The 24,211-nt window shown below is 68.8% G+C and carries 16 protein-coding genes and 1 pseudogene; 5 read left to right on the top strand and 12 right to left on the bottom strand.

The annotated features are described in order from the left end of the window. Nucleotides 1-23: 23 nt before the first annotated feature. On the bottom strand, nt 24-1,799 hold the full coding sequence (gene ptsG / locus IPN47_17080) for a PTS glucose transporter subunit IIBC (protein MBK9409723.1): 1,776 nt from the start codon (nt 1,797-1,799) through the stop codon (nt 24-26). 59 nt (nt 1,800-1,858) lie between these two features. After that, nucleotides 1,859-4,432 carry a phosphoenolpyruvate--protein phosphotransferase gene (gene ptsP, locus IPN47_17085; GenBank protein ID MBK9409724.1) on the bottom strand — a complete coding sequence of 858 codons (2,574 nt, stop codon included), beginning with the start codon at nt 4,430-4,432 and terminating at the stop codon, nt 1,859-1,861. Between the two features lie 126 nt (nt 4,433-4,558). Between ptsP and IPN47_17090 the strand changes: the two genes are divergently transcribed. Then, nucleotides 4,559-7,555, top strand: coding sequence for a DUF5107 domain-containing protein (locus IPN47_17090; GenBank protein MBK9409725.1), 2,997 nt, complete (start codon nt 4,559-4,561; stop codon nt 7,553-7,555). A 58-nt stretch (nt 7,556-7,613) separates the two neighbouring features. On the opposite strand, the gene IPN47_17095 is transcribed toward IPN47_17090, so the two are convergent. The 4 genes from IPN47_17095 to IPN47_17110 all read right to left on the bottom strand — a co-directional run bounded on the left by IPN47_17095 (nt 7,614) and on the right by IPN47_17110 (nt 14,826). Further along, a complete protein-coding gene (locus tag IPN47_17095) occupies nt 7,614-9,902 on the bottom strand; it encodes a DUF2723 domain-containing protein (GenBank protein MBK9409726.1) in 2,289 nt (762 codons plus the stop codon). A gap of 1,865 nt (nt 9,903-11,767) precedes the next feature. Then, nucleotides 11,768-11,980 carry a hypothetical protein gene (locus IPN47_17100; protein MBK9409727.1) on the bottom strand — a complete coding sequence of 71 codons (213 nt, stop codon included), beginning with the start codon at nt 11,978-11,980 and terminating at the stop codon, nt 11,768-11,770. A 312-nt stretch (nt 11,981-12,292) separates the two neighbouring features. Further along, nucleotides 12,293-14,251 carry an oligopeptide transporter, OPT family gene (locus tag IPN47_17105; GenBank protein MBK9409728.1) on the bottom strand — a complete coding sequence of 653 codons (1,959 nt, stop codon included), beginning with the start codon at nt 14,249-14,251 and terminating at the stop codon, nt 12,293-12,295. 71 nt (nt 14,252-14,322) lie between these two features. Further along, nucleotides 14,323-14,826, bottom strand: a complete 504-nt coding sequence (locus IPN47_17110) for a hypothetical protein (GenBank protein ID MBK9409729.1) — start codon at nt 14,824-14,826, stop codon at nt 14,323-14,325. Between the two features lie 599 nt (nt 14,827-15,425). On the opposite strand from IPN47_17110, the gene IPN47_17115 reads away from it, so the two are divergent. From IPN47_17115 to IPN47_17125, 3 genes are all read left to right on the top strand, one after another. Then, on the top strand, nt 15,426-15,869 hold the full coding sequence (locus tag IPN47_17115; GenBank protein ID MBK9409730.1) for a hypothetical protein: 444 nt from the start codon (nt 15,426-15,428) through the stop codon (nt 15,867-15,869). A 128-nt stretch (nt 15,870-15,997) separates the two neighbouring features. Continuing rightward, nucleotides 15,998-17,158: a histidine kinase gene (locus IPN47_17120; protein ID MBK9409731.1), complete on the top strand. Its 1,161-nt coding sequence runs from the start codon at nt 15,998-16,000 to the stop codon at nt 17,156-17,158. Nucleotides 17,159-17,217: 59 nt separating this feature from the next. Then, nucleotides 17,218-18,072, top strand: coding sequence for a response regulator transcription factor (locus tag IPN47_17125; protein ID MBK9409732.1), 855 nt, complete (start codon nt 17,218-17,220; stop codon nt 18,070-18,072). Between the two features lie 204 nt (nt 18,073-18,276). On the opposite strand, the gene IPN47_17130 is transcribed toward IPN47_17125, so the two are convergent. Further along, nucleotides 18,277-18,570, bottom strand: coding sequence for a type II toxin-antitoxin system RelE/ParE family toxin (locus IPN47_17130; protein ID MBK9409733.1), 294 nt, complete (start codon nt 18,568-18,570; stop codon nt 18,277-18,279). After that, complete coding sequence (locus IPN47_17135) at nt 18,567-18,764, bottom strand: addiction module protein (protein ID MBK9409734.1); 198 nt, start codon at nt 18,762-18,764, stop codon at nt 18,567-18,569. Before IPN47_17135 ends, IPN47_17130 begins: the two co-directional genes overlap by 4 nt. Nucleotides 18,765-19,306: 542 nt before the next feature. Here IPN47_17135 and IPN47_17140 point away from each other — a divergent pair. Then, nucleotides 19,307-20,212, top strand: a complete 906-nt coding sequence (locus IPN47_17140) for an alpha/beta hydrolase (GenBank protein MBK9409735.1) — start codon at nt 19,307-19,309, stop codon at nt 20,210-20,212. A gap of 862 nt (nt 20,213-21,074) precedes the next feature. Here the strand turns inward: IPN47_17140 and IPN47_17145 are convergent. From IPN47_17145 to IPN47_17160, 4 genes and pseudogenes are all read right to left on the bottom strand, one after another. Next, nucleotides 21,075-22,466 carry a hypothetical protein gene (locus IPN47_17145; protein ID MBK9409736.1) on the bottom strand — a complete coding sequence of 464 codons (1,392 nt, stop codon included), beginning with the start codon at nt 22,464-22,466 and terminating at the stop codon, nt 21,075-21,077. A 464-nt stretch (nt 22,467-22,930) separates the two neighbouring features. After that, nucleotides 22,931-23,497, bottom strand: coding sequence for a transposase (locus IPN47_17150; GenBank protein MBK9409737.1), 567 nt, complete (start codon nt 23,495-23,497; stop codon nt 22,931-22,933). A gap of 10 nt (nt 23,498-23,507) precedes the next feature. After that, nucleotides 23,508-23,840, bottom strand: coding sequence for an IS3 family transposase (locus tag IPN47_17155; protein ID MBK9409738.1), 333 nt, complete (start codon nt 23,838-23,840; stop codon nt 23,508-23,510). Between the two features lie 115 nt (nt 23,841-23,955). After that, a pseudogene (locus IPN47_17160) lies at nt 23,956-24,195 on the bottom strand (transposase). Nucleotides 24,196-24,211: the final 16 nt, after the last annotated feature.

The following is a 24,211-nucleotide window of genomic DNA, read 5'->3' on the forward strand; positions in this document are numbered from 1 at the left end:
CCCCGCGGCGTCCTCTCCAACGATCACGTGCACGACCCCGCCGTCCAGGCGCATGACACCGCGGGCTCCGGCCCGCGCGAGCGCCCCGTCGTCCGCCCGCGCCGGATCGACGAGCACGACGCGCACGCGCGTGATGGCGACCGCCTCGTGGGCCTGGATGTTTCCCGCGCCCCCGAGCGCCGCGACGAGTTCAGCGGCGCGTGTGCGATGCCCCGGAGTGATCGTGACGGCTGCCGCCGAGGCGGCTTTGGCGGCGGCACCGTTGGGCGCCGTGTCGGTGGGCACACCCCAGCGGTACTGCGCCCCGCCGCGGCCTGTGGATGCGCCAGGATGTACTCCTCCATGTCGGTCTTCAGGTTCTCCGAGCGCGTCCCGAAGATGGCCTGCATCCCGTCGCCGACCTTCACCACGCCCGCGGCGCCTAACGCCTTGAGCGCGTCGGCGCTGGCGCGCGACACGTCGTGCAGGTCGACGCGCAGGCGGGTGATACAGGCGTCGAGGTTCTTGATGTTGCCCGCCCCCCCGAACGCCGCGACGAGCCGTCCCGCCATGCTGTCGCCCGCACCGGCGAGCGCCCCATCGCCCGTTGCCGCCCCCCCCGACTCGTCAGGCAGCGCGACGGCGTCCTCGATCTCGCGTCCCGGCGTCTTGAGGTCGCGCTTGAGGATCATCGTGCGGAAGAGCGTGAAGTACAGCAGGGCCCACAGCGGCCCGAGCCAGAGGAACCACAACCCCCGCGTCGAGTTGGAGAAGAGGACGACGTAGTCGATGAGCCCGTGCGAGAACGTCGTGCCGTGCCGGATCCCCAGTTCCACCGAGACGAAGTACGCGAGCGCGGCCAGGAGCGCGTGCACGATATACAGGAGCGGCGCCACGAACATGAAGGCGAACTCGATCGGCTCGGTGATCCCGGTGAGGAACGACGTGAGCGCCGCCGAGATCATGATGCCGCCAACCTTGGCGCGGTTCTCCGGGCGGGCCGTGCGCCACATCGCGATCGCCGCCGCCGGCAGCCCCCACATCTTGAACAGGTAGCCCCCCGCCAGGTACCCCGCCGTGGGATCGCCAGCTGCAAATCGGGGGATCTCGCCGGTGAGCACCTGCCCGGTGGTGGGATCGGTGAACTGTCCCACCTGGAAGAAGAACGGGACGTTCCAGATGTGGTGCAGCCCGAACGGGATGAGCGAGCGCTCGACGACCCCGTAGATCGAGAAAGCCAACGCGGGATTGCTGCTCGCCGCCCAGTGCGAGAAGACGTCGATCTGGTGCCCGATCGGCGGCCAGACGACGCTGAGCACGATCCCGGCCAGGACGGCGCCGAGCGCCGTCAGGATCGGGACCGAACGCTTGCCGGCGAAAAACCCGAGGTAGGCGGGGAGCGTAACGCGATAAAAGCGATTGAACAGGAGGGCGGCCACGGTGCCGATCAGGATCCCGCCGAAGACGCCGGTCTCGATCGACGGCATCCCCAGGATCTGCTTGGGATCGTAGCCCACCAGCGGGGCCATGACCCCCATCGTGGCGATCATGACCGCGAACCCCACCACCGCGGCCAGCGCCGCCACACCGTCGTTCCCCGTCAGCCCCAACGCCACACCGATCGCGAAGATGAGCGGGAGGTTCCCGAAGATCGCGTTCCCGGCCTGGGCCATGACGCTGGAGACGATGGCCGGGAGCACGCTGAACTTGGCGCTCCCCACGCCGAGCAGGATGCCGGCCGCCGGGAGGACCGACACCGGGAGCATCAACGACTTGCCGATCTTCTGCAGCCACCCGAAGGCGGCGCGTCCCTGACTCATCTGGGAGTGCTCCGAAGGAGAAGTGGCGTCACGCGTGACACCGAGAAAGCGATCCGACCTTACCCATGACGCGCCGCGACGATGGCCCGCACCTCGGCCCCGTCGGCCGCATCGAGGGCCTGTCGCGCCGTGTCCTGGCACTCGGCGAGCGACAGCGAGCGCACGCGCGCCTTCACCGCCGGCACCAGCGGAATGTCGGCACTGAGTTCGTCCACGCCGAGTCCTACGAGGACGGGGATGGCGTGCAGGTCGCCGGCCAGTGCACCGCAGATGCCGACCCAGCGCTTGTGGGCGCGTGCCCCGGCCACGGTGCGCTCGATGAGGCGCAGCACCGACGGGTGCAACGCGTCGACCTGCGGGGCGAGGCGCGGGTTGGTACGGTCCATCGCCAGCGTGTACTGCGTGAGGTCGTTGGTCCCGATCGAGAAGAAGTCGGCCTCGCGCGCGAAGCGCTCGGCGATGAGCGCCGCCGCCGGAATCTCGATCATGATCCCGACCGGGATGGGCGCCACGCCTAACGCTTCGCGTTCGTGGTCCACCAGCGCCTTGGCGGCGCGCCACTCGGCCAGGGTGGCGATCATCGGGAACATCATCGCCACCTTCCCGGTCTTCGACGCGCGCAGGATGGCCCGCACCTGCGTGCGGAACAGCTCGGGGCGGGCCAGCGTGAGGCGGACGCCGCGCTCTCCCAGGAAGGGGTTGAGCTCGGTGGCCACATCGAGGTAGGGGAGCGGCTTGTCGCCCCCGACGTCGAGCGTGCGGATCACGAGGATGCGCTCTGGACCGAGCGCGCGCGCAACGGTCCGGTAGCTGTTGGTCTGCTCGTCCTCGTCGGGCGCGGTGCGCCGATCCATGAAGAGGAACTCGCTGCGCAGCAGCCCCACCCCCTCGCCCCCCACCTCGGGGACGCGAGCCCCCTCTGCCACCGCACCGATGTTGGCCACCACTTCCATGCGATGGCCGTCGCGCGTGATCGCTGGCGCCATCGCCAGCGCCAGTTCACGTCCGCGACGGTCGGCATCGACCGCCTGTCGCTCGACGATGCGCGCCTCGTCGGCCGCGCTCGGCGCCGTGTTGACCGTCCCGCGGTCACCGTCCACGGCCACGCGAGTGCCGGCGGGGAGAGCAAGAATGCGGGGGTCGACACCGGCGACCGCCGGGAGCCCCAGTCCGCGCGCGAGGATGGCCACGTGCGACGTCGCACTCCCCATCGTCGTGCACAGGGCGCGAACGCGCGTGCGGTCGAGTCCTGCCGTGTCGGACGGCGTCAGGTCCTCTGCCACGACGATCGAGTCGGGGGGCACGTCCACCGGTGCCGAGCCACCAACGAGGAGATGCAGCACGCGTCGCCCGACGTCGCTGAGGTCGGTGGCGCGACCGCGGAGGACGGCGTTGTCGAGTGCGTGCAGCCGGTCGACTTGCGAGCGATAGGCCTGGCGCCAGGCGTGCGCGGCCGAGTCGCCGGCGCGGATGTGCGCCGCCGCCCGGTCGAGCACTTCGGGGTCCTCGAGCAGTTCCTGGTGCGCGACGAAGATGGCCGCATGGTCGGCATCGGCCTCTGCACTCAGGCGCTCCCGCAACCCCTCGAGCTGGAGGTGAGCCGCAGCGATCGCTGATTCCATCGCGCGCTGTTCCTGGATGGGATCGGCCCCTCGCTCCTCCACGACCGCTTCGTCGTGACGCAGATGGAAGACGTGTCCGATCGCGAGCCCCGGCGACGCCGCAACGCCGCGCAGCACCCCCTCGGCCAGCGGCTCCGCTGGAGTCACGGCGGCTGGAGCGGCGGCGGCGGGCCGAACGTGACTCGCGGACTCGCGCGCCAACTCGCCCGCGGACGCATCGAGGTCGGTGGCCAGGATGCCGAGCAGTGCCGCGATCGCCTCGGCCGCGTCGGCGCCACGTCCGACGACGGTAAGGGCGTCGCCGCCGCCCACCTCGAGCGCCATGATGGAGACCACACTGCGGGCGTTGGCTTCGCGATCGCCTTTCTGCAGCCGCAGGTCGGCGGCAAAGCGCCGGGCCGTGGCCGCGACAACGGCGGCGGGACGCGCGTGGAGTCCGGTGCGCGAGGCGACGACCACCGGTGGCGAGGTAACGGTGTCGGCGCCGGCGTCGACTGGTGCGGCGGCCGTGCTGGCCGCGGCCGGGATGTCGATCTCCAGAAGGACATCGCGTCCGGCGACCACCGTCCCCGTGCGTGGCCGGAGCGCGGAGATGCGGTCGACGTTGGAGACCAGGATTTCCGTCAGCAGCGATCGCGCGCGACGAGCGACGACATCGGCGTCGAAGCGGAGGAGGAGCTCGCCGGCCCGCACCTGCTGCCCCGCCTTCACGGCCGGATGGAAGCCGGCCCCCTGCAGCAGTACGGTATCGAGCCCGACGTGGATCACGAGCTCGAGCCCGGCCACGTCGAGTGTGACCGCGTGCGCGGAGCGGTGCACCTGCCGGACGACGGCATCGCACGGCGCGACGATCTCGTTGCCGACAGGGTCGATGGAGATCCCATCGCCGGCGAGGCGCTGGGCGAAGACGGGGTCGGGGACCTCGTCGAGAGGGACGACGACGCCCGAGACGGGGGCGAGCAGCGTCAGCGTCGTGTAGGCGGCGATCGGCGCGATGAGGGGCTCCGGCATGGGATGCGAGGTGACGCAGGGAATCGTGGCGAGCGGAAGCCCCGATTGGAAGAGGCTCGCACGGTCCCCTCCGCATCTGCTCCTGCTGACTCGCGATCGCGCCCGGGCCGGCGCATCTTCACGCCCATGCGAGACTTCTCCGCCTGCCGCCGCCCCCGCGCTGTTTTCGTCGCCGTCGCCGCGGCCTGTCTCACCCTTGCGGTTCCGCTCGTGCTGCGTGCCCAGCCGTCCACACGCGCCCGGGCATGGGAGGGGACGCTCACTCTGCCGACGTACGACGAAGGGCGGCCGGACGTGAACCCGCCCTTCGACCTCCTGCAGCCGGCGGGGCGCCCCAACTATCCGTACACCATCCGCGACGTCCTCACCGACGTGCGGCGGCCGCGCGCCTGGCGCGCCCTCTTTCTCGAGAACGAGTACCTCAAGTGCTCGGTCCTCCCCGACCTTGGCGGGCACCTGTACTCGTGCACCGACAAGGTGAACGGCCAGGAGATGTTCTACGCCAACGGGTCGATCAAGGTCTCCAACATCGCTTATCGCGGGTCGTGGGCGGCCTTCGGGATCGAGTTCAACTTCCCGGTCTCGCACAACTGGATGACGACCTCGCCGGTGGACTTTGCCCTGCGCGAGGAGGCGGACGGCAGCGCCTCGGTCTGGGTGGGGAACGTCGATCGGCCCTACGGGATGCAGTGGACGGTGAAGCTCACCCTGCGCCCCGGCACGGCGCTGTTGGAGCAGCACACCACGCTCTACAACCGCAGCGACGTGCGCCGCCGCTTCTACTGGTGGACCAACGCCGGGGTGCGCGCCTTCGACGACACGCAGATCCTCTACCCCATGAAGTTCACCGCGTCGCACGGCTTTGCCGACGTCGACACCTGGCCGGTGGATTCTCGCGGGACCGACAACTCCGTCCTGAAGAACCACATCTACGGCCCGGTGTCGCGCTTTGCGCATGCAAGCCGAGAGGGGTTCATGGGGATCTGGCATCCGCGCACCAACGCCGGCGTCGCGCACTACGCCCCGCCCGAGGAACTGCCGGCCAAGAAGATCTGGTCGTGGGGGGTGGACGCCGATGCGCTCGATTGGCGGCGCCAACTCTCCGACGACTCCAGCGCCTACGTGGAGATCCAGGCGGGGCTCTTCCGCGACCAGGAGACGTACGGCTTCCTGCAGCCGCAGGATGCGGTGTCGTTTCGCGAGTACTGGATGCCGCTGCGCGCGATCGGGGGGCTCACGCGGATGAACCCCAACGGGGCGTTGCACCTCGAGGCGGTGCAGGTGGGCGCGGACTCGCTGGAGATTCGCGCGACGGTGCAGCTGACGAGGCGACTCGATGGCGGGCGCGTGACGCTGGCGGCAGGGCGCACGGAAGCGACGGCGACGACTGGGCTTTCGCCCGACCGCGTCACGCGGCTCGTCGTGCGCGTCCCCCAGGGAACACCACCGGCGCACGTCGAGCTTCGCGGGGCCGACGGCACCGTCCTGATGCAGCACACGCAGGGCGTCTTCGACTATCTCCCCGACTCGCTGGTGAAGGTGGGTCGGCAGCCCGCGCACGCCTGGCGTGCCCCGGTCGAGCGTCGCGAGGGCGACTGGCTCTCGTACGGCGAGGACCGCGAGGTGAACGGCGACCAACTCGGCGCGTTAGGCGCCTATCGGTCTGGGCTGATGGTCAATCCGCTCGACCTTTCGCTGCTGCGCGCCTCGGCCCGACTGGAAGTGTCGCTGGGACACCACGTGCTGGGCGTGGAGCACGCCACGCAGGCCCTCGCGCTGCAGCCGGCGGACCATGAGATGGCCTACTACCGCGGGCTGGGCCGCCTGGCGCTGCACGACACCGCCCGCGCCCGCGTCGACTTCGAGCAGGCGCGCCAGTTTGGGCCCACGCGCGCGGCCGCCATCCTCGCGCTCGCGCGCTGCGGCGTCCCGTTGTACGGCGACATGACGACGCCCCTCGCGCAGGTCGTCAGCGGCGCTGCGTCAGCGCGCGCGACGCGGCTACACGAGACTCGCCTCCTCGCGGCGTGGCGCCTCTCGCGAATGCCGCGCGGTGGCGTGTCGCTCGACCTGCGCGCGCTGGCGGACAGCGTGCTGGCGGCAGCGCCAGCCAGCAACCTTGCGCGTTGGTTGCACCGCGAGATCGCCGGGGGCGACTCGGCGCTCGCCGTGCACCTGGCGGGAGACGCCGAGCGCGTGCTGGAGGTCGCCGACGCGCTCCTCGACGCGCGCGCGGACTCGGAAGCGGTCGCCCTGCTCGCCACCCGCTGGCCCGATGACGGGCGCGTGGTGCGCGAGGCGGGGATGCCACATCCCAACCAGCACGTGTTGGTGGCGTACTACCGGGCCTTCGCCTCGAGCCGGGCAGGACGCGATCCCGCCGCGCTGCTCGACAGCGCCACCGCGCTTCCGCTCACCTATGTGTTCCCCAACCGGCCGCGCGATCGTGAGGTGCTGGAGTGGGCCCAGCGCGCGCGCCCCAGGGACGCCTCGGCCCGCTACCTGCTGGGGATGCTCGCCATGCAGCGCGGCGACGTGCGCGACGCGTCGGCGATGTGGAGCAGCGTGCTCGCGGCACGTCCGACGGGGGTCCCGGCACTGCATCGGAATCTCGTCCAGGCATTGCTCCTGACGGGTGCGGATCCGGCGAGCGTCGTCGCCGTGTCGGCCGAAGCGACGCGGGCCGAGCCCTCCAACCCCGAGGTGTGGGTCATCCACGACTCGCTCATGGCCCGGACCGGGAAGAGCGCCACTGAGCGTGCGGCGCAACTCGACCGCTACCCCGACAAGCCGGGGATGCCGACCGCGCTCGTCTATCGTTATGCACGCCTCCTTGCCGCGGCCGGTCGCTTCGACGACGCCGAGGCGCTCTTCGCCGATCGATTCTTCTCGCGCGTGGAAGGGGGGACGAACCCGCGCGGCGTCTGGCTCGAGGTGCGCGTGGCGCGCGCCGAGGCGCTGGCGCGGGCAGGGAAGTGCAGCGACGCTCGGCGTGTTCTGACCTCACTCGCCCGCCCAGTCGCACGCCGAGCCTTCACCAACGACGGCATGCGAGAACAGCTCGCGAAGCCCCCCATCGCCGCGCGCGTGAAGTCCATCGAGCAGCGCTGCGCACCGTCATGACAAACGAAAGAGGGCCGCATCCCCGATGCGGCCCTCTCTCGTCTCCCGTCTCCCGATCCTACTTCTTCACCGGCGTGTCCTTCGGCGCGATGTCGAGCGGGACCGCGGGCTTCACGTCACCCTGCAGTGGCGTGGGCGCCTGCTGCTGCAGCGCATCGAAGTTGAAGAAGTCGGCGATGCGCGTGGCCTGTGCCACCTGCTTCGCCCCCTCGAGCGCCTTCGCCGCACCCGCTTCGTCACCCGACGCGCTCAGCACGTCGTGCATCATGAAGCCGGTGGAGACGTAGAGCGCCGGAATGCCGACCGACGCCTTGTCGGGCCAGCCGCCCTTGGCGACGAACGACGCCTGCCCCTGGAAGACGTCCTGCCAGAGCGTCCGTGAGCGCTGCACGTCGACCCACCCCTCGCCCGGCACCATGAGCGTGTCGCGCGAGGCGAGCGGGGCGTGGTTCAGCAGACGTCGCGCGAGGCCCTGCGTGATCAGGTACTCTTCCAGCCCCAGTTCGCGACCGTAGCTCCCCGCCGTGCGCGAGAAGTAGATGGGGCGCCCCGGGTTGTCCTTGATCATCTGCAGCACGAAGTAGTCCGCACGCGTCAGCACGCGCGGCGGAATCTTCGTGCGCAGCCCGTAGCCCTCGAAGACGACCGTGTCGGGGAGCTCGAAGTACAGCGGGATCGAGTCCGCCTGCTGCAACGTCATCTTGACCGGCGGCCCCGACGGCTTGGTCCAGGTCCCGCCCTTGTACAGCGCCGGCGCCTTGGCCGCCTCGAAGTCGCGCACCGGGTTGCGGATGATCTGCCGCGTGTACCAGTCGGTGTTGAGCAGCGACGTGTTGGCGACGATCACGTCCTTGCGGATCCCCTCCACCTCCTGCGCATACCACAGCGGGAAGGTGTCGTTGTCGCCGACGGTCACCAGGATGCCGTACGGCTCCACCGAGTTGAGGAGGTCATGCGCGAACTTGGCCGTCGTCTCGTCGCCATGGCGCGTGGAGGCGTTCCAGTTCCCCACGAGGGGGAAGAAGGCCAGCCCCAGCACCGGCGTCGCCAGCAACCAGCTCCGCTTGCGCGGCAGGTCGAGTGTTTCCTTGCCCACCTTGACCGACTCGCTGCCTAACAACGCGGCGATCGACTCCCAGACGAAGGCGAGCCCCAGCGCCGCCCATACCGACCACGCCGAGAAACTCCAGAGATAGAAGTAGTCTCGATCGCGCACCTCGCGTTCGACCGAATCGCCGAGTTCGGGTGCTTGCGAGTAGCCGTACCTGAAGTTGAGGTACTTGATGAGCGCCAGCGTCATCGTGAACATCAGCGGCCCGAAGAACCAGAACGACTGCCGGTCGCGCTTCCAGTGCACCCAGCCTCCAAAGAGGCCGAGCACCAGGTAGAGCGCCGCCAGCACCGCCTGCATCGTCTGGTGCTCGTTGTACGGGTCACGCCACCACTGCCACTTGAAGTACATCCAGTACATCGAGACCTGCGCCGGATACACGCGGCTCGGGTCGTTGGGATCGGGGGCGCCGTACTGCCCGCGATTGAAGTTGTAGACGAAACGCTCCCACGTGACCTTGTCGAAGGTGCACGCCGCCGTGATCTCCGTGGTGCACGCCGTCGGTTCGCCCTCGGCGATGGCGGGGAAGTGCGCCGCGCGAATGGGCTGCGTGGCAAACGGCGTCATGCCGAAGAGCACCGCGCCCACGCAGGCGAGGATGAGCTTCCAGCGCAGGATCGACTTGGGGCGGCGCACCATGACCGCAAAGGCCACCGCCGGCGCGGCCAGGAAGCCCGCCATGTGGTTGGCGAAGCCGAGGCCGAGCAGGTAGGCAATGAGGACGAGGAGCTTGTCCGCCTTGGGGCCGTCCGGATCATCGCACCAGCGCACCGTGAGCCAGGCCACGAGTGCAACGCCGATGAGCGCGACCGTGTACACCTTCTCGTTCACCACCGACTGCGACCAGACCGTGAAGGCCGTCGCCCCGATCAGCGCCGCCAGCCCGCCCCCGACGATGCGCTGCCACCGCTCGGCGAACCAGCTGACCAGCACCCGCTCGGTGATGAGGAACCACATCGCCGCCGACGAGGCGCTGCACAGCGCGGCGAGGATGTTCACCTTCATCGCCACGCTGCCGCCGATCGGGAGGATCGAGAAGACGCGTCCGAGCAGGACGAAGAACGGGTTGCCCGGCGGGTGTGGAAGCCCGAGGATGTACGCCGCCGCGATGTACTCGCTCGTGTCCCACATGGCCGTCGAGGGGCCGAGCGTGATCATGTAGAGCGTGAATACCAGGGCGCCGGCGATTGCCGCGGCCAGGTATGACGGTCGGTAGTCGAGCTCGGTCTGGGACATTTCGCGGGAAAGACGGGAAGAAACGAGCGAAGCGAGCACCCCGGCGCACGCTGGGGTCCAGCGGTTCTGCAGAAGCCGGGCGACTGCCGTCCCCCCGGTCTTGGGCACTCGGACCGGGGCTAACGTTGCCGGGCTGGGCCCGGGCGGACGCCCTTTTTGCAACCGCGAAGGATACCCTCCGGCCCCCGGGCGTGGAAGCTGGGCCCTGGGCCGCGGCGAACCTGTCGGGGGCTGCCGGAGACGCCAGGTCCGTCGTCGAGCGACGCTCGGGGGTACACCCGAGCGCGTTGGCGAAAGCGCGGCCAGTCGGTGTGCGCGCCTCGCAGAACCTGGCGTGCTCCCGGTGCAAGTCGAGGCGTTGGCCGACAATCCCGACCCGGCTACTGCCCGGTCGTGCATGAGCGTGCGTCGCGCAAACCCGCGAACGGGCAGTCTCGATCGGGGTGGTGGAAGGGGCGAAGCCGAGCGCGCTGCGATGGTCGGCCGACCGAACCGCACCGCGCTCCGTCGCCTCGGCGGGACACGGGCGATTCGCATCGGAGGCGCGGGAACGTGGCGCGAAACATGGCGTCGCGAGCGCCGGTGTTCCGCTCCATGGCGTGCTGCGCGAGCGGATGCACGTGTAAGTCGAGCGGCTCGCTATCCGGCGTGAGGGAGATGAAGCGGCGCGCCATCGCGCGGCTGACGAGGAACGTGGGCTCACGGAGCGTCTGCAGTGCCTGCGGGCCCGGAGCGGCGTGGCACCGTCTCCCTTCTATGTATGCTAGTGGCCTCGATGGAAGAGACAACGCACGCGCGCCTCGTTGCATGTGCGTGGCGGTGTTTCGGTCGATGCGCGCTGCCGCGGCCAACGCCGCGAAGCCTCCTGACCACGCCGCCCGGTCCGTCGGCGACGCTGCGTCGCCTCCTGACAACTGCGCATCGTGCATCGACAACGCCGCCACGTCACGTGGAAAGTGCGCGATGGTGCCTGACATCGTCGCGCGATCGCGTGGACGCGTCGCGCGGTCGCTCATGTGCTTCGCGACGTGATCTGGCAGTTGCGCGCGATCGCCTCTGTTGTTCGACCCGTCGTTGGTGCGCTGCGTGTCACCGCTTGTGCGCTGCGCTTCGCCGCTTGTGCGTTGCGCTTCGCCGTTTGTGCGCCCAGTACGCTGACCTGTCCGCGCCGCGCGGTCACCAGTGCACGTCGGTGCGTCGTCTCGTCGTGCCGCGCGGACGTTGCGTCGCGCCGCGACGTCGCCTCGATGGGCCGCGCGGTCGCCTGTGCGATGCGTTGCGCGGGTTGTCAGCCTCGACGGGTCGTTTGTGCACCTCGCGTTGTCGCCTGGCCCGAGCGCGTGGTCACCTGTCCGCTCCTCGACGTCGTCTGTGCGCGTCGTGCGGTGACCTGTCACGCGCGACGCCTCGCGTGTGCGCGCCGCCTTGTCGCCTGCGCGCGCCGTGTCGTCGCCTGTGCGTGCCGCGGGGACGCCTGAACGCGCTGCGACGTCGGTTGGTCGCGCCGCGACGTTGGCTCGTCGCGCTGTGACATCACCTGTGCAAGGTGTGCCGTCTATGGGACGCGTCGCGTGATGCCCTGGACACGCCGCTCGATCGCCTGTTCGCGCCGTGTTGTCTCGTGGTCGCGTCGCGTCGTCGCTTGTACGCCCCGCGACGTCGCGTATGCGCGCCGCGACGTTGTCTTGTCGGACTGCGCGATGGCCTGTGCAGAGCGTGCGATTCTCTTTCCCGCCCGTGGCGGCGCGCGCGAGCGCGTTGCCCTGGATGCGGCGATTCTCGTCGGACTTCGCGATGACACACCCCTCTACTATCCCCCCCGGACAGGCGCGTTCGTCAAGAGAGAAGGGGAGTGCCAGAGCGTGTTACGATCCCGATCGGATTTTCACGCCGCGGGAGGTGCCCACGCTCCACCCACACACCGCGTGCAGGAAGCCGAGACCACTTCTGGCCAGGTCGGGGAGCTTCCATCCCCGAATCGCCTGCGCGACCACCGAGCCAACCCGGGTGAAACGGGGGCGCTGCTGCGTGCTGCTGGCGACCGGGACGAGGAGCAACGTGAGGGAGAGCGTGCGCACCACGGCGACTGGGGGGCGGGGTACGGAACGAGGGCAGGATATGGTGCCGCGTCACCACGCGTCCCGCTGCTCCTCCGCATCCATCCCGTGCACGCCCGCCGCACCGTCCTCGGGTGCGGCGCCGCCGCCGTCTTCGCGCCGATGGTCACCCTTGCGGCGTGCGCTACGTAGAGAGCGCTCGCCGTCGAGTATCCCCGTCCCGCGCCACGCGGGACGTTCGGCGCGCGCGGCGGTCCCACCGCATCCCCGAGGGAAGGTCGGCCGAGCTCGACTTGGTCTTCTCTCCCGGAGAGGGGGTGCGCGCTCGGTCGATCACCTGCGTGTGACCGCCTGGGAGCGACGCAGCATCCATCCGTACAGCCAGACAATTGCGCCGACAAAGCCCAGGATCCCCAGCCATGGCGCGAGCGCAAAGTCGTGCGCGACGATGCCGATGGGAGCGTCGGAGGAGAGCGCCACGATGAGTCCCGCGTTGAGCACCCCCCACAGACTCTCTCCCACGATCAGCCCCGACGCCACCAGCGTGCCCAGTCGCTCGGCGCGCTGCGGGTTGGGCATCGTCTTGGTACGACCGTCGTACCAATGTGACACGAGCGCTCCGACGACGACGGCGAAGGTCGCCGACATCGGCAGGTAGATCCCGAGCCCCACGGCGAGCGGCGGAATGCGGAGCTTCTTCATGGCGCCGAGCGCGGAGTCGAGCAGGATGAGTCCAACGCCCAGCAACATCCCGATCCCGATCATCGTCCACTGCAGCGTCCCGCCAATCACACCTTGCGCGAGTGCCGAGATGAGCGTGGCCTGCGGGGCGGGGAGCGGGTTGGGCGCGACGACACCGACATTGGCCGCACCGGCAAAGCCATAGGCCCGGGCCAGCAGGTTGAGGACGAACGGAATCACCGCAGCCCCCGCGATCACGCCGACGATCAGCGCGATCTGCTGCCGCATGGGCGAGGCGCCGACGAGTTGCCCCGTCTTGAGGTCCTGCAGATTGTCGTTGGAGATCGTGGCGCAGGCGAAGATGATCGACGTCACGAACAGCGCGAAGGCGACCAGCGCCGGCGACGACTCCGCCGTCGCGGGGACGACCATCGCCACCAGCGACGCACAGGCGACGATCGAGAGGATCCCCACGCCCGAGATCGGCGAATTGGACGCCCCGATGAGCCCCGCCATGTAGCCGCAGATCCCGGCGATCACGAAGCCCACGACGAGCACCAGCGGGGCCGCCACCAGCGTGAGGGCGAGCGCACTCGAGGCGAGCACGGTGGAGCTGGCAAAGCTCCACGCGAGCCACGCGGCGATCGCCACACAGATCGCGGTAAGCCCGATGATCCACGGCGGCGAGATGTCGCGTTCGGTGTCGGGCACCGCCGCGGTGGAGCGCGAAGGGGTGAGCGTGGTGATGAGTCCCCCCACTACCGGCTTCGTCAGTCGGGCGAGCGTGTAGATCGCCGCGACGGCAATGGCACCAGCGCCGATGAAGCGCACCTGCCGGCTCCAGATCACCCCGGTGTGCGCCGCGAGCTCCACCCCTTCGGCGATCGGTGTGATCGACGTGAGCCACGGCACCGCCACCCCCCACGCGATGATGAGCCCCGTGAGCATCGCCATCCCTACGGAGAGTCCGACCAGGTGTCCCGCCCCCAACAGCGCGAGCGACCAGGCGACGCTGTATCCCGACGACGCCGTTGCGCCAAGCCTGAAGAATCCCGCCAGTTCGGCCGAGGCGATGCGCGTGGCCGCGATCACGGCCAAACCGCCGGAAGCAACTGCGCCGAGTACCACCGCCCGCAGCCCTTCTTTGGACTCACCGGCGTCGTCGCCAAGCTCCCCGCGCGTCCCTGATCCCACTTTGAGCACTTCGGCCGCCGCCACACCTTCCGGATACGGGAGGTCTGACGTGGTCACCAGCGCGCGGCGCAGCGGGATGGTGAAGAGGACCCCCAGCACGCCGCCACTCACGCAGATGAGGAACGACTGCCAGAAGGGGAAGCCCGTCCACCACCCGACGATGACGAGCCCCGGCAGGACGAAGATGATCGCCGAGAGCGTCCCGGCGGCCGACGCCACCGTCTGGACGATGTTGTTCTCGAGGATCGACGAGTTCTTGACGGCGCTCAGGATCGCCATCGAGATCACCGCCGCCGGGATCGAGGAGGCGAAGGTGAGGCCGACCTTGAGGCCGAGATAGACGTTCGCCGCGGTGAAGACGAACGTGAGGAGGACGCCCAGGATGAGGGCGCGCGCGGTGAGTTCTTTGGGTGCCATGGGCCACCAACCTATCCTCGGCGGGGAGCCGGCGCGACCTTCGCTGCCTGATCGTGCCCCGGGGGGCGCGCTCACCCCGGCTGGAAACTCCCCTCCTTCGGCCCCCGGGCTCCCGTGGCAATCTGACGCATGGCCCCCAGGTGGTACGCCAGGTGCGCGATGCTGGAGATCATCCCGGCGTACTCGATCCGATGTACCTCGCGCGGCGTCCCGAGCGTGGCGAGCCAGCGCCGCGTTTCTTCCCGGAGCCCGGCGCGGATCTCGTCCCACTGGGCGTCGTCCACGATGCCGACCTTCCACGCCTCGTCCCAAGTGGCGTCGGCAAAGGGATTGCCACCGTGTGCGGCCCACGCATTCATCAGCGTTAGGCCGTAGCGCACGTGTTGTGTGTGGGCGGCAATGGTCGCTCCCCCGTGCACCGAGCGTGACGCGTCGGCGGCGGTGAGACGGTCGAGCGACGCCAGCAGCCCTGCATCGCCCGAGTTCAGCATGAAGTTCTGCCCGCCGGCCGGTGCGCCTTCTGTCAGTTCGGAGAACAACCCTGCCAGAACCGGCGCCAGTTCATCGGCGCGCATACGCGAAGGGACGAGGGTGATGGTGACGGCAGCCCTCGCGAGATATGGCGTCGAGCCAGGATCGGTACAAGGGCGACAGGCAAGCGCTGCCAAACGACGAGAATGCCGTTCGGCTCGTCGCCTGATGAGCCATCAGCCTGCATCGCCGCCTTGGCCTGCACCGCCAACACCCGCCGCGTGGGCACGAGACACGAAGTGACCCCCACCAGCAGCACGATCCCGACCGACAACGGCATGCGCGCGCGCGGCGAGCGTGTCGCCACGCAGGGCCGCTATCAGCAGGGGCCCGATCCGCTGCACGACACGACGCGGCTCGCCAGTGCCATCAACGGCTCCGTCAGTCGTAACCGGCGTGAGCACCGCCGTGAGCAACCGGGAGATAGCGAACGCCGTGGGCCCGCACACGGAGGGCAGTGCACGGCTCGGAGCGACCGACTGGCCCCGCGAAACGTCCATTTCGCGTCTCCGCGGCGCCACCGGGTGCGGCGTGCGCCTACTCTTGCCGCATCACCAACCTCGAACAGGAGCGTAGCACCATGTCCACTGCCACGGATCGTCACCGCCTTCGCCCTGCGAGGCGCGCCGCGAGGCGCTCGGCGGTGTCCCTTGCGGCGTTCGTCGCTACCCTGCTGGTGTCCGGGACGTCCGGCGCGCAGTCCACGCGCTCCGCGGCCGCTACACCCCCGATGCAGGCCGCCGCACAGGCCACGACGCTCGCGGTCGGCCCCGACCTGCAGGGGATCTGGGACTTCACGACGCGCGTGGGTGATCGGACGTCCCCCGGCTTTCTCGCGCTCGGTCCGGTCGAGCAGGGATGGGCGGGCTCGATCACGATGTACCTGACCAACACGCTGGCCATCCGCGCACTCACCGTTGATGGAGACTCCGTCCGGATGGTGGTTGCCTCGCGCGAGGGCGACGTGCAGTTCCGTGCGCGGTTGACCGACGACGGGCGTACGATGGAAGGCATCGTCGAATACCACAACGGCGCACGACTTCCCATGATCGCCATGCGACGCGCCCAGCCCGTCGTGCCGCGTTGAGCCCTGCCGCAGGAGCGGCGTCGCGAATCGCCTTCCCTTGGTTGCGCGTTGGCGCAACCGTGTTCGTGGTTGCGCCTTGGCGCAACTTTGATCTTGATGGCGCCAAGGCCCAACTTGGATATTGAAACGTGACGACAGGCACCCAGGGAATGGAGGACGTCGGCTCTCCGGAGTCCGCCCCGGAGTCCGTCATGGACCGGCGCGTCGTGCCGGTTGGGGCGGTCGTGCTGACGACGTTCTTCGCCGTCCTCTACGCGTTGCGCGGCAGCATCGCGGCCCTCGACCGTGGCGAGGACCCGCGCTGGGCGCAGCAGGTTGGCTGGTCTCTCGTCGTGTGGTGGACCTGCTTGCCTTTCATGCCGCCGCTCGCGGCCTTGGTCCGCCGCTTCCCCGTCGGACGCCCGCATCCGTGGCGTAACGCGGGCGTCCTGCTGCTCGGCACCTTCGTGGCGGCCTGGCTCCGGCACGTCGTGATGACCCCCGTCGTGGTCGCGATCACCGGCGTCCCCGACGTCGCGACGAGCGCTGCCGCGCGGACCCTCACCTACTTCACCGTCTTCCTCGTGATGGTCGCGCTCCTCCACGCGGCCCACTACTACAAGGCGGAACGCGCCCGCGCCGTGCGCGAGGCCGAGCTTGCCCGCGGACTCGCCGAGGCGCGGCTCGCCGCGCTGCGGACACAGCTGCAGCCGCACTTCGTCTTCAACGTGCTCAACGCGGTCACGGCCCTCCTGCACGTCGATCCGATGGCGGCCGACCGCATGCTCACCCGCTTCGCCGCGCTCCTGCGCGTGATCCTGCACGAGGAGACGGAGGAGCACGCGCTCGAGCGCGAGGTCGAGCTGCTGGCGCGCTACGTTGAGCTGATGCAACTGCGTTTTGGTGACCGCATTCTCGTGGAATGGGCCGTGGCCGACGCCGCGCTCGGCGCGCGCGTGCCGTTCCTGGTGCTGCAGCCGCTGGTCGAGAATGCCTACGAACACGGGCTTGGTGGAAGGGAAACGGGAGGACGCGTGCGGATCGAAGCGGCGCGCGCGGGCGAGCGGCTCCACCTCGTTGTCGAGGACGATGGGGCGGGGCTCGACGGGGAGGCAGGGTCGATCATCGGTCCGGGGAATGCGGGAACGGGCCGTGGCATCGGCCTGCGCAACACACGCGATCGCCTCGCACAGCTCTACGGCGAGCGCGCCTCGCTCGTACTGGAGCGACCGCCCGGTGGCGGCACGCGCGCGCTGGTGACGCTACCGTTCATCAATGGCTCGCACCGGAACGGGGGACCACGACCATGAGCGGAGCAAAGCGCGCGCGGAGTGAGGCGCTCCCCGCAACAGCGGGACGCACGTGGAAGGTGCTGGTGGCTGATGACGAGCCCCTCGCGCGGGCCCGCCTGCGCGCGTTGCTCGCGCGACACCCCGAGTTCGAGCTAACTGCAGAATGCGGCAGCGGTGCGGCCGTGCTCGCCGCGCTCCGCGATGGACCCGCCGACGTGTTGCTCCTCGACATCCGCATGCCCGGCCTCGATGGCATCGCGACCGTCGAGGCCCTCGCCCAGGAGGCGCCCTGGTCGGTGGACCGCCCACCGTGCGTCGTGTTCGTCACCGCGAGCGAGGAGCACGCGATCCGGGCGTTCGATCTCGATGCGGTGGACTACCTCGTCAAGCCGGTCGACATCGACCGGTTCGACCGGGCGATGCGGCGGCTGCTCGAGACGCTCGGCTCACCGTCCCGAGCCCCCGATGCCGGCGCCATCGCGTCGGCCGATGCGGCGCTCCGGGCCGCGCTGCAGGCCCTCCGTGGCGACGTCCCCGCGCCGACCAGCGATCCCGCGGGTGGCTCCGCCACCCATGCGCGCGGTGGGCCCGGCTTGGAAGGCGGGTATGCGCGGCGATTCGTGATCCGCGACCCCCAAGGGATGTACTTCGTGGCCGTCGCGGAGGTTGATCGTATCGAGGCGGAGGGCAACTACGCGGCGGTCGTCGCCGGGGGGCGACGCCACCTCGTGCGTGAATCGCTGCATGTCCTCGCATCGCGTCTCGACCCGGCGGAATTCGTCCGGGTGCATCGGTCGCATGTGGTGCGGATCGACCGGATTCGCCGGCTGGAACCCTGTGGCCACGGCGAGTACGAGCTGACGCTCGCAGACGGCACCCGGGTCACGTCGAGCCGGAGCTATCGGGAGGAGGTGCGGCGGTTGCTTGGCTGAGATGCAGCGCGTGTTGCGAGAGCGCAGGCGCGGGGTGTCGCGAGCGTGATCGCAAGGCCGTATAGCCCGAGCAGTCGGCTCATGGGCTGCTTTGTGGAGTCCTAACGAAAGGTTGAGCTGCGAGCGCGCTACAACCAGAGCGGCGAAGCCGCGACCGCAGAGCGCGACTGCTCCAAGCGCAGTTATGACGTGCGCAGGGTATACCTAGCCACGGAGCCGCGAGCGCCAGTAGCCGGGGCGTCGATGATGGTGGAGCACCGCCAACACCTCGATCACCTCGCCGCGGACCCAATAGACCACATCGTACGGGAATCCGGACACAGGCAAGCGTCGCGCAGCGGCCCGTGGACTTCCCACGTCTGGATGAACGAGCGCGAGGTCGGTCGTGCGACGCACGGCGTTCTGAAAGCGGCTGCCGAGTCCGGGCATGGCCGCCTCGTAGTAGGCGGCCGCCGCGACGAACTCGTCACGCGCCGCAGGGTGAAACGTGAGTGTCACCCGCGAAGTCGCCGCTCGACTTCGGCAAACACGTCAGCGGCCGGCACGCCCGCGACGCGGCCGGTCGCGAGGTCGTCCGCCCGCTGTGCGAGCTCGACATCCCACGCCGCCTCGGCGCCTGGTTCCACGTCCTCGAGACTCGCGAGCAGGAGCTGGGCCAGACGCACGCGGTCGCCGGTCGGGAGAGCCAGCAACTGGTCGGCCAGTGCACCGGAGAACGATCACCATGGCGGAGACCTCGAGGAGCTGGGAATGTATCGGCGCGCCGGGCAGGCCCCCACCGGGGGCCGACATCCGAGGAAGGCGAAGATGCCGACGAAGGGAGCCCGGCGGGGCGCGGTTCACCTGCGCCGGCCACGCACCCGCGCTTCGGCACGAACGCCGGCGTCGCGCCGGCTGACGTAGAAGATGTCGAGAAACCAATTGTCCGGATTCGCCCACTCCGCGTCATCGATCTCGCGTTGGAACATTGCAGCGACTCCGAGAAAGCGGCGGCACAACGCCAGTTTCTGCTGCGAGCGGACCGCCTGATGCCGTGCGCCACGCTGGTGGCGGGTCCGCGCGAGAGCAGCAAGTATCGTTAGGCAAGGCCCGCGCCGCGCGGATGGTGCGTCGCAACAGCCCATGGCGCAACCGAACGGCGACGGTTTACCGCCGAGTCGGTGCTCGCGCGCTCGGCGTCCGCGTCCTATACTCGGCGGACCCCAATCGACTTTTCCTGTCCCGTCTCCCTGTCATGCATCTTCCGCTGCATTGGCTCCGTGTCACCGCGTCGACGGCCCTCCTCGCCGCGTGTTCGGTGAAGACCGCGCCCGTGGCCGACCTCACGCCGGCGCAGGCACTGGCGACGTACGCCGTCACCAGGGACGTGGCGTACGGGACTGACCCGGAGCAAACCATGGACGTGTATGTGCCCCGAGAGGCCAGCCGCCCACGTCGCCCCAAATACACCGTGGTCTTCCTGCACGGCGGGGGCTACTACATCAGCGACAAGACCAAGGAGGAGCGCTACATCCGGCCGTACCTGCAACGAGGGGTCACCGTCGTCAACCTCAACTACCGGCTCAAGCGGGGAATTCCCGTCGCGACGGAAGACTTGACGCTTGCCCTGAACTTCCTGGCGAAGCAGCAGGCTTCCTATCCCATGAACCTGAAGCGGGTCGTGCTCTCGGGCTTCTCTGCCGGGGGCCACATCTCCAGCCTGGTGGCCGTGACGGCAAACGACCCCACGTACGCACATCCGTTGGCTCCGGGAATCGGCATTGCCGGCGTGGTCAACTTCTCAGGCCCGGTGGGCGGACTCGACGTGGTGGAGAAGGTGTTCATGGACCACTCGGTGCCGATCATGAAGGAAATCGGGATGGCCCTCTTCACCGAGACCGAGGGGTACGCGCCCAAGGAAGTGACCCGCAAGTACGAGCCCCTCACCTACCTGGACCCGAAGGACCCGCCGTTCTTCATCTGGCAGGGGAGGCAGGATGACCAGGTGCCGCCCGTCACGTTCGCCCCGTTCGTGGAGGTGCTCCAGCGAGACACGCGAAAGAACGTCGTGCTGTTCGTACCGGAGGGGCGCCACAGCCCCTCGGAGAGCGAGTTCGACGCGGCGTACACGCGGATCTTCGAGTTTCTCGATAGGCACTAGGACCGCGCGAGCATGGAGACCACAATCGATGACCGCAAACATCAGGGTCGCGATGCCAAGCACGCGAGCGAGTTGCGGTGGCCTGGGCGAGAAACGGAGATCTGCCATCGCCCCCTCTCCCGACGGCTGACTGGGTACGATACCGACCGATGGTAGTGGCGCCTAACGACGGGCGTTGTGCTGCGGCGCTTCAAACAATCGCGGCCGCGGGCGGGCACCGCAAGACGGAATCGTGTGCCTGAGCCGGCCGCTCGCGGCCGTTTCCACAGGCGCCGTCTGCACCAAGGCTGGGTTAGGCCGCTTGCGTACCTGTCTTCCCGGCTGCTCACCGCTGGATTACGCAGGACCGCGTGCTGGCCTAACGCGGCCGCCGCCGTATCCGCTGCCGTAACGAGTAGTCCAGACGACGAGCGCGGCGCAATCCTCCCTCCAGAATGGCAGCCGCGCAGTAAAACCGTGCACGCAACTCTCCATGCCCTCAAGATCGACTGGCCACGTTCGTGCCTCGAGCGGCCGACTTCGGGAAGAAGCGCCGGCCGATGATGTGCAGCAAGCACACCGGTGGCGATGCCCGCGCCGGCAGCATTGACATTCGCGCTCTACGAATGGTCCTATCCGGATCCAGTGATCTCCAACTCGAGGCGAGTGACCCTGGACGTGAGCGGAATGGTAAGCCTGACGCGATCGTCGCGCCGTTCCTGACCGCTTGTCATGATCACCTTCCGGTCGTGCCGCGCCACCCACGACCGATTCGTCGGCACATTCGCCACGTGCAGCGTCGCCTGCGCCGGCCGGCCGCCGCGACTACGCAGGGCCAGTTGGATGACCTGCCGCTCTGCGTCAAACTTGGCGCCAAGCACGTCTACGCCGCCAGAAACGTCCTCAGCGCGGGTTGCCGAAAGTGTTCCGGTCCGAACGGGCGGTTGTAAAGGCTCCACATGCCCTCACCGACGTTGAGCCGTGCGTAGGCCAGCATCGCATTGCCAGTCACCGGGTCCATGAACGTCATGTTGCCGGCGTCATCGTACGGCCGGTCGTGGCGCGGATAGTACAATGCGCCGCGATCCCACGTCGGGTTCATTGTACCGTCGGCGGCATAGAGGCCGCGGAGCGTCTCGGCGTCACCCATTTCCGAGATCCACATGGCAAGGTAGCCGAGGTCCGGGGTTCGCCAAGGGAAAGTCCGGTCCGGGGGGGGCGCCGCGCGGCCAGCGTCCCGGGCCGCGCGCGTGGCCATCACCTCGCGCGGTGATCGCAAAGTCATCAGGCCGTCAGGGCGCCGCTCGATCCACTCGACAACTTGTCCAGGATAGCGGGCCCGTACCACGTCGCGATTCCAGGCGTTCATCGCCGAGCCGGCCCAGGCATCGAACCCTCCGCTGCCCGCGTCCACCTTCTGCTCCTGGCGTACCATCCACGTCGAGATGACGTGGCCGTGCGCGTCCAGCATCCCCTTCTTCTCCCATGCTGCCCGGTATCCGGCCGTGGCCTGGTCGGCCAGGTTGGTCCCCTTCCGGATGTCGAAAAAGCGGAAGCCCAGGATCGGGAACTGATTGCAGACGATGAAGACGTTGTTCGGCTCACAGGGAATCCCGTGCCAGCCACTTGCCACCATCTGATCGTAGATGACCTGGTTGAGCGAGGCGTGGTTGTACTCATACGTCTCCGGCCCAAATCCGTAGAAGATCGGGTCATACCGGAAGGTGAGCGATCCTTTGGCGTCGTACTTGTCGTCGTTGAACAGGGTCGCGTACATGCCGACCATCGCGTGGAGATGGCCGCTGTACATGATGTTCTCGCTTTTCACCGGATCGGTCCATCCGTCACGGAGGACCTTGAGCCCCGGATCGAGTCGCGGACCCGAGCGGCTCGTCTCGCGCCAGTAACTCCATACCTCGCGCCGGAGCATCTTGTGAATCAGCTGGTCGAACGTCTTCCGGAAGAGGCCCGGGGCGGCGGGGAGGTGATGGTAGTGCGTCAGGCCGACTGCATACGCCATCTGGGCCAACTGATAGCGATAGGCGGTGAGGTCCTCCTGGCCGGGATCGTTCGATCCCATCATGGCCCACTCTCCGTCCGGAAGGGACGCGAGTCGCTCGATGTGGCGCAGATGGCCGAGCTGCTGTTCGGTGAGGAGAGGGAGCTCCGGTTCGGGCGCCATGGCCCGCGCAAGGCTCGACGTCCCGCGCACGAGAGGAAGGAAGGCGGCGGAGGCTATCGCTCCAGTGAGGAAGTCGCGACGTGAAGTAGACATCGAATCACGGGGTGTGAGGCTGATCGGGCGCACTCGAGAAGATGTCGCAGGTGATCAACACGAACAACCACGGAGGTCGCGGACTGCTTCGCGGCCTGCTTCGCGGCCTGCTTCGCGGCGTGCCCTCTGTCCTTCTGCCGGCGTTGGGTGTGGAATGCGAGTCGTTCTGTTACGCTGTCCCATTCCACCAGCGCTGGTCGCCGCCCGGTTGCTCGGCGCTTTTCTGACGTACTCTCGAGGAGAGGCGCGGGATGCGAGGGCGCCTCACGCTTCGGGCTTACATCGCTTCACTGGTTCGGCGGCCTAACGAGGCTGTCGGATAGGTCCGAACTCCGTCGCGCGGTCTGATTTCCCCCATGCCGAAACCATTGCCGGGACGGCGATCGCCAATCCTGGGGCACATGTGAAGCCCGAGTTCTCCACAACGCACGGGGCGCACGCGCCAGTCGACTTATCCTACAGCCTCAACGTGAAGCATCAGCTGCGGCCGAACGAAATAGAGCGAGCGAAGCGAGCGCACAATAGCTCGGCCGGGATCCTGCTCCAGTTTCGTTGACACTTGCTAGGGAGTTACGCCACGCCGGCTTCGTAGTCAACCGGCGACCGAAAGCCAAGCGCCGAATGCAGGCGCGTGTGATTGTAGTAGCGGAAGAAGTGCCGGAGCGTGCGCGGAGCGTTGCCTCGGTGGCGAAAGTGGCCCCGCGTACCACTTCCGCCTTGAACGAGTGAAAGAACGATTCCATATGGGCGTTGTCGCCCGGCCCGCTGACGCACGCACTCTGCTGGATGCCCAGGGCGACCAAGGTGTCCCGAAAGGGCGCCGCGAGATACTCCGTGCCGCGGTCGCTGTGGAAGATCAAGCCCGCGGACGGTCGCCGATGGCGCACCGCGGTCTGCAGCACGGCCCGGGTGACGCTGGCATCGCGCCGCCGCCGAAGCGTCCACGCCAGGATACGGCGCGAGTAGCGATCCATCACGACGGCGAGATAGCGCCACTCGCCGGCGGCGACCAGATAGGTGATGTCGCCCACCCACACCTGATTAGCGCTGCACCCGCGTCGCGCGCACGCGATTCGGGCGCTGGTCGTAGAAGCGGTGGGTGCCGACCTTCCGGCGGTAGCCTCGTACGGCTTTCGCCCGCAGTCCCGCCGTGCGCATCAGGCGCGCCACGCGACGCCGGCTCACGACCCACGCCTCGCCCCGCAGCAGGTGGTGGATGCGCGGGCTGCCGTATCGTCCCTGGTGTCGTATGAAGAGTCGCGTGATCGCCGTGAGGAGTCGCCGGTCCTGTTGCGCATGCGCGCTGCGCGGGCGACGACACCAGGCGTAGAACCCCGCCGGGGTCACCCGAAAGCGCCGACACAGGCGCGTCACGGCGTACGGGCCCGCTGGGTGTCGATGAAGGCGAACGCTTCTGCCTTCGAACGGAACAGAACCGAATGGCTTTTTTTAGGAGGTCGTGCTCCTCCTGTAGCAGCGCGTGCGCGCGCTCGAGGGCTTGGAGTTGCGCCAGCTCGCGGGACGGCCCCGACGGCGCGCGACGCGGCAACCGCCCGCGAATCACACCATCGCGCACTTCCTTCCGCCAGCGCGACAGCATGAAGGGGTGCAGGTCGAGCCCCGCCGCCACGGTCTTCACCTGCATGCCCGGGCGCTGCGTCATCCGCACCGCCGTCAGCTTGAACGCCTCGCTGTACTTCCGAGTCTTCCGCGGTCCCGCGCGTGCCATGGGACACCTCCGAGTT

This window comes from Gemmatimonadota bacterium (assembly GCA_016719105.1).
GTDB lineage: Bacteria > Gemmatimonadota > Gemmatimonadetes > Gemmatimonadales > Gemmatimonadaceae > SCN-70-22.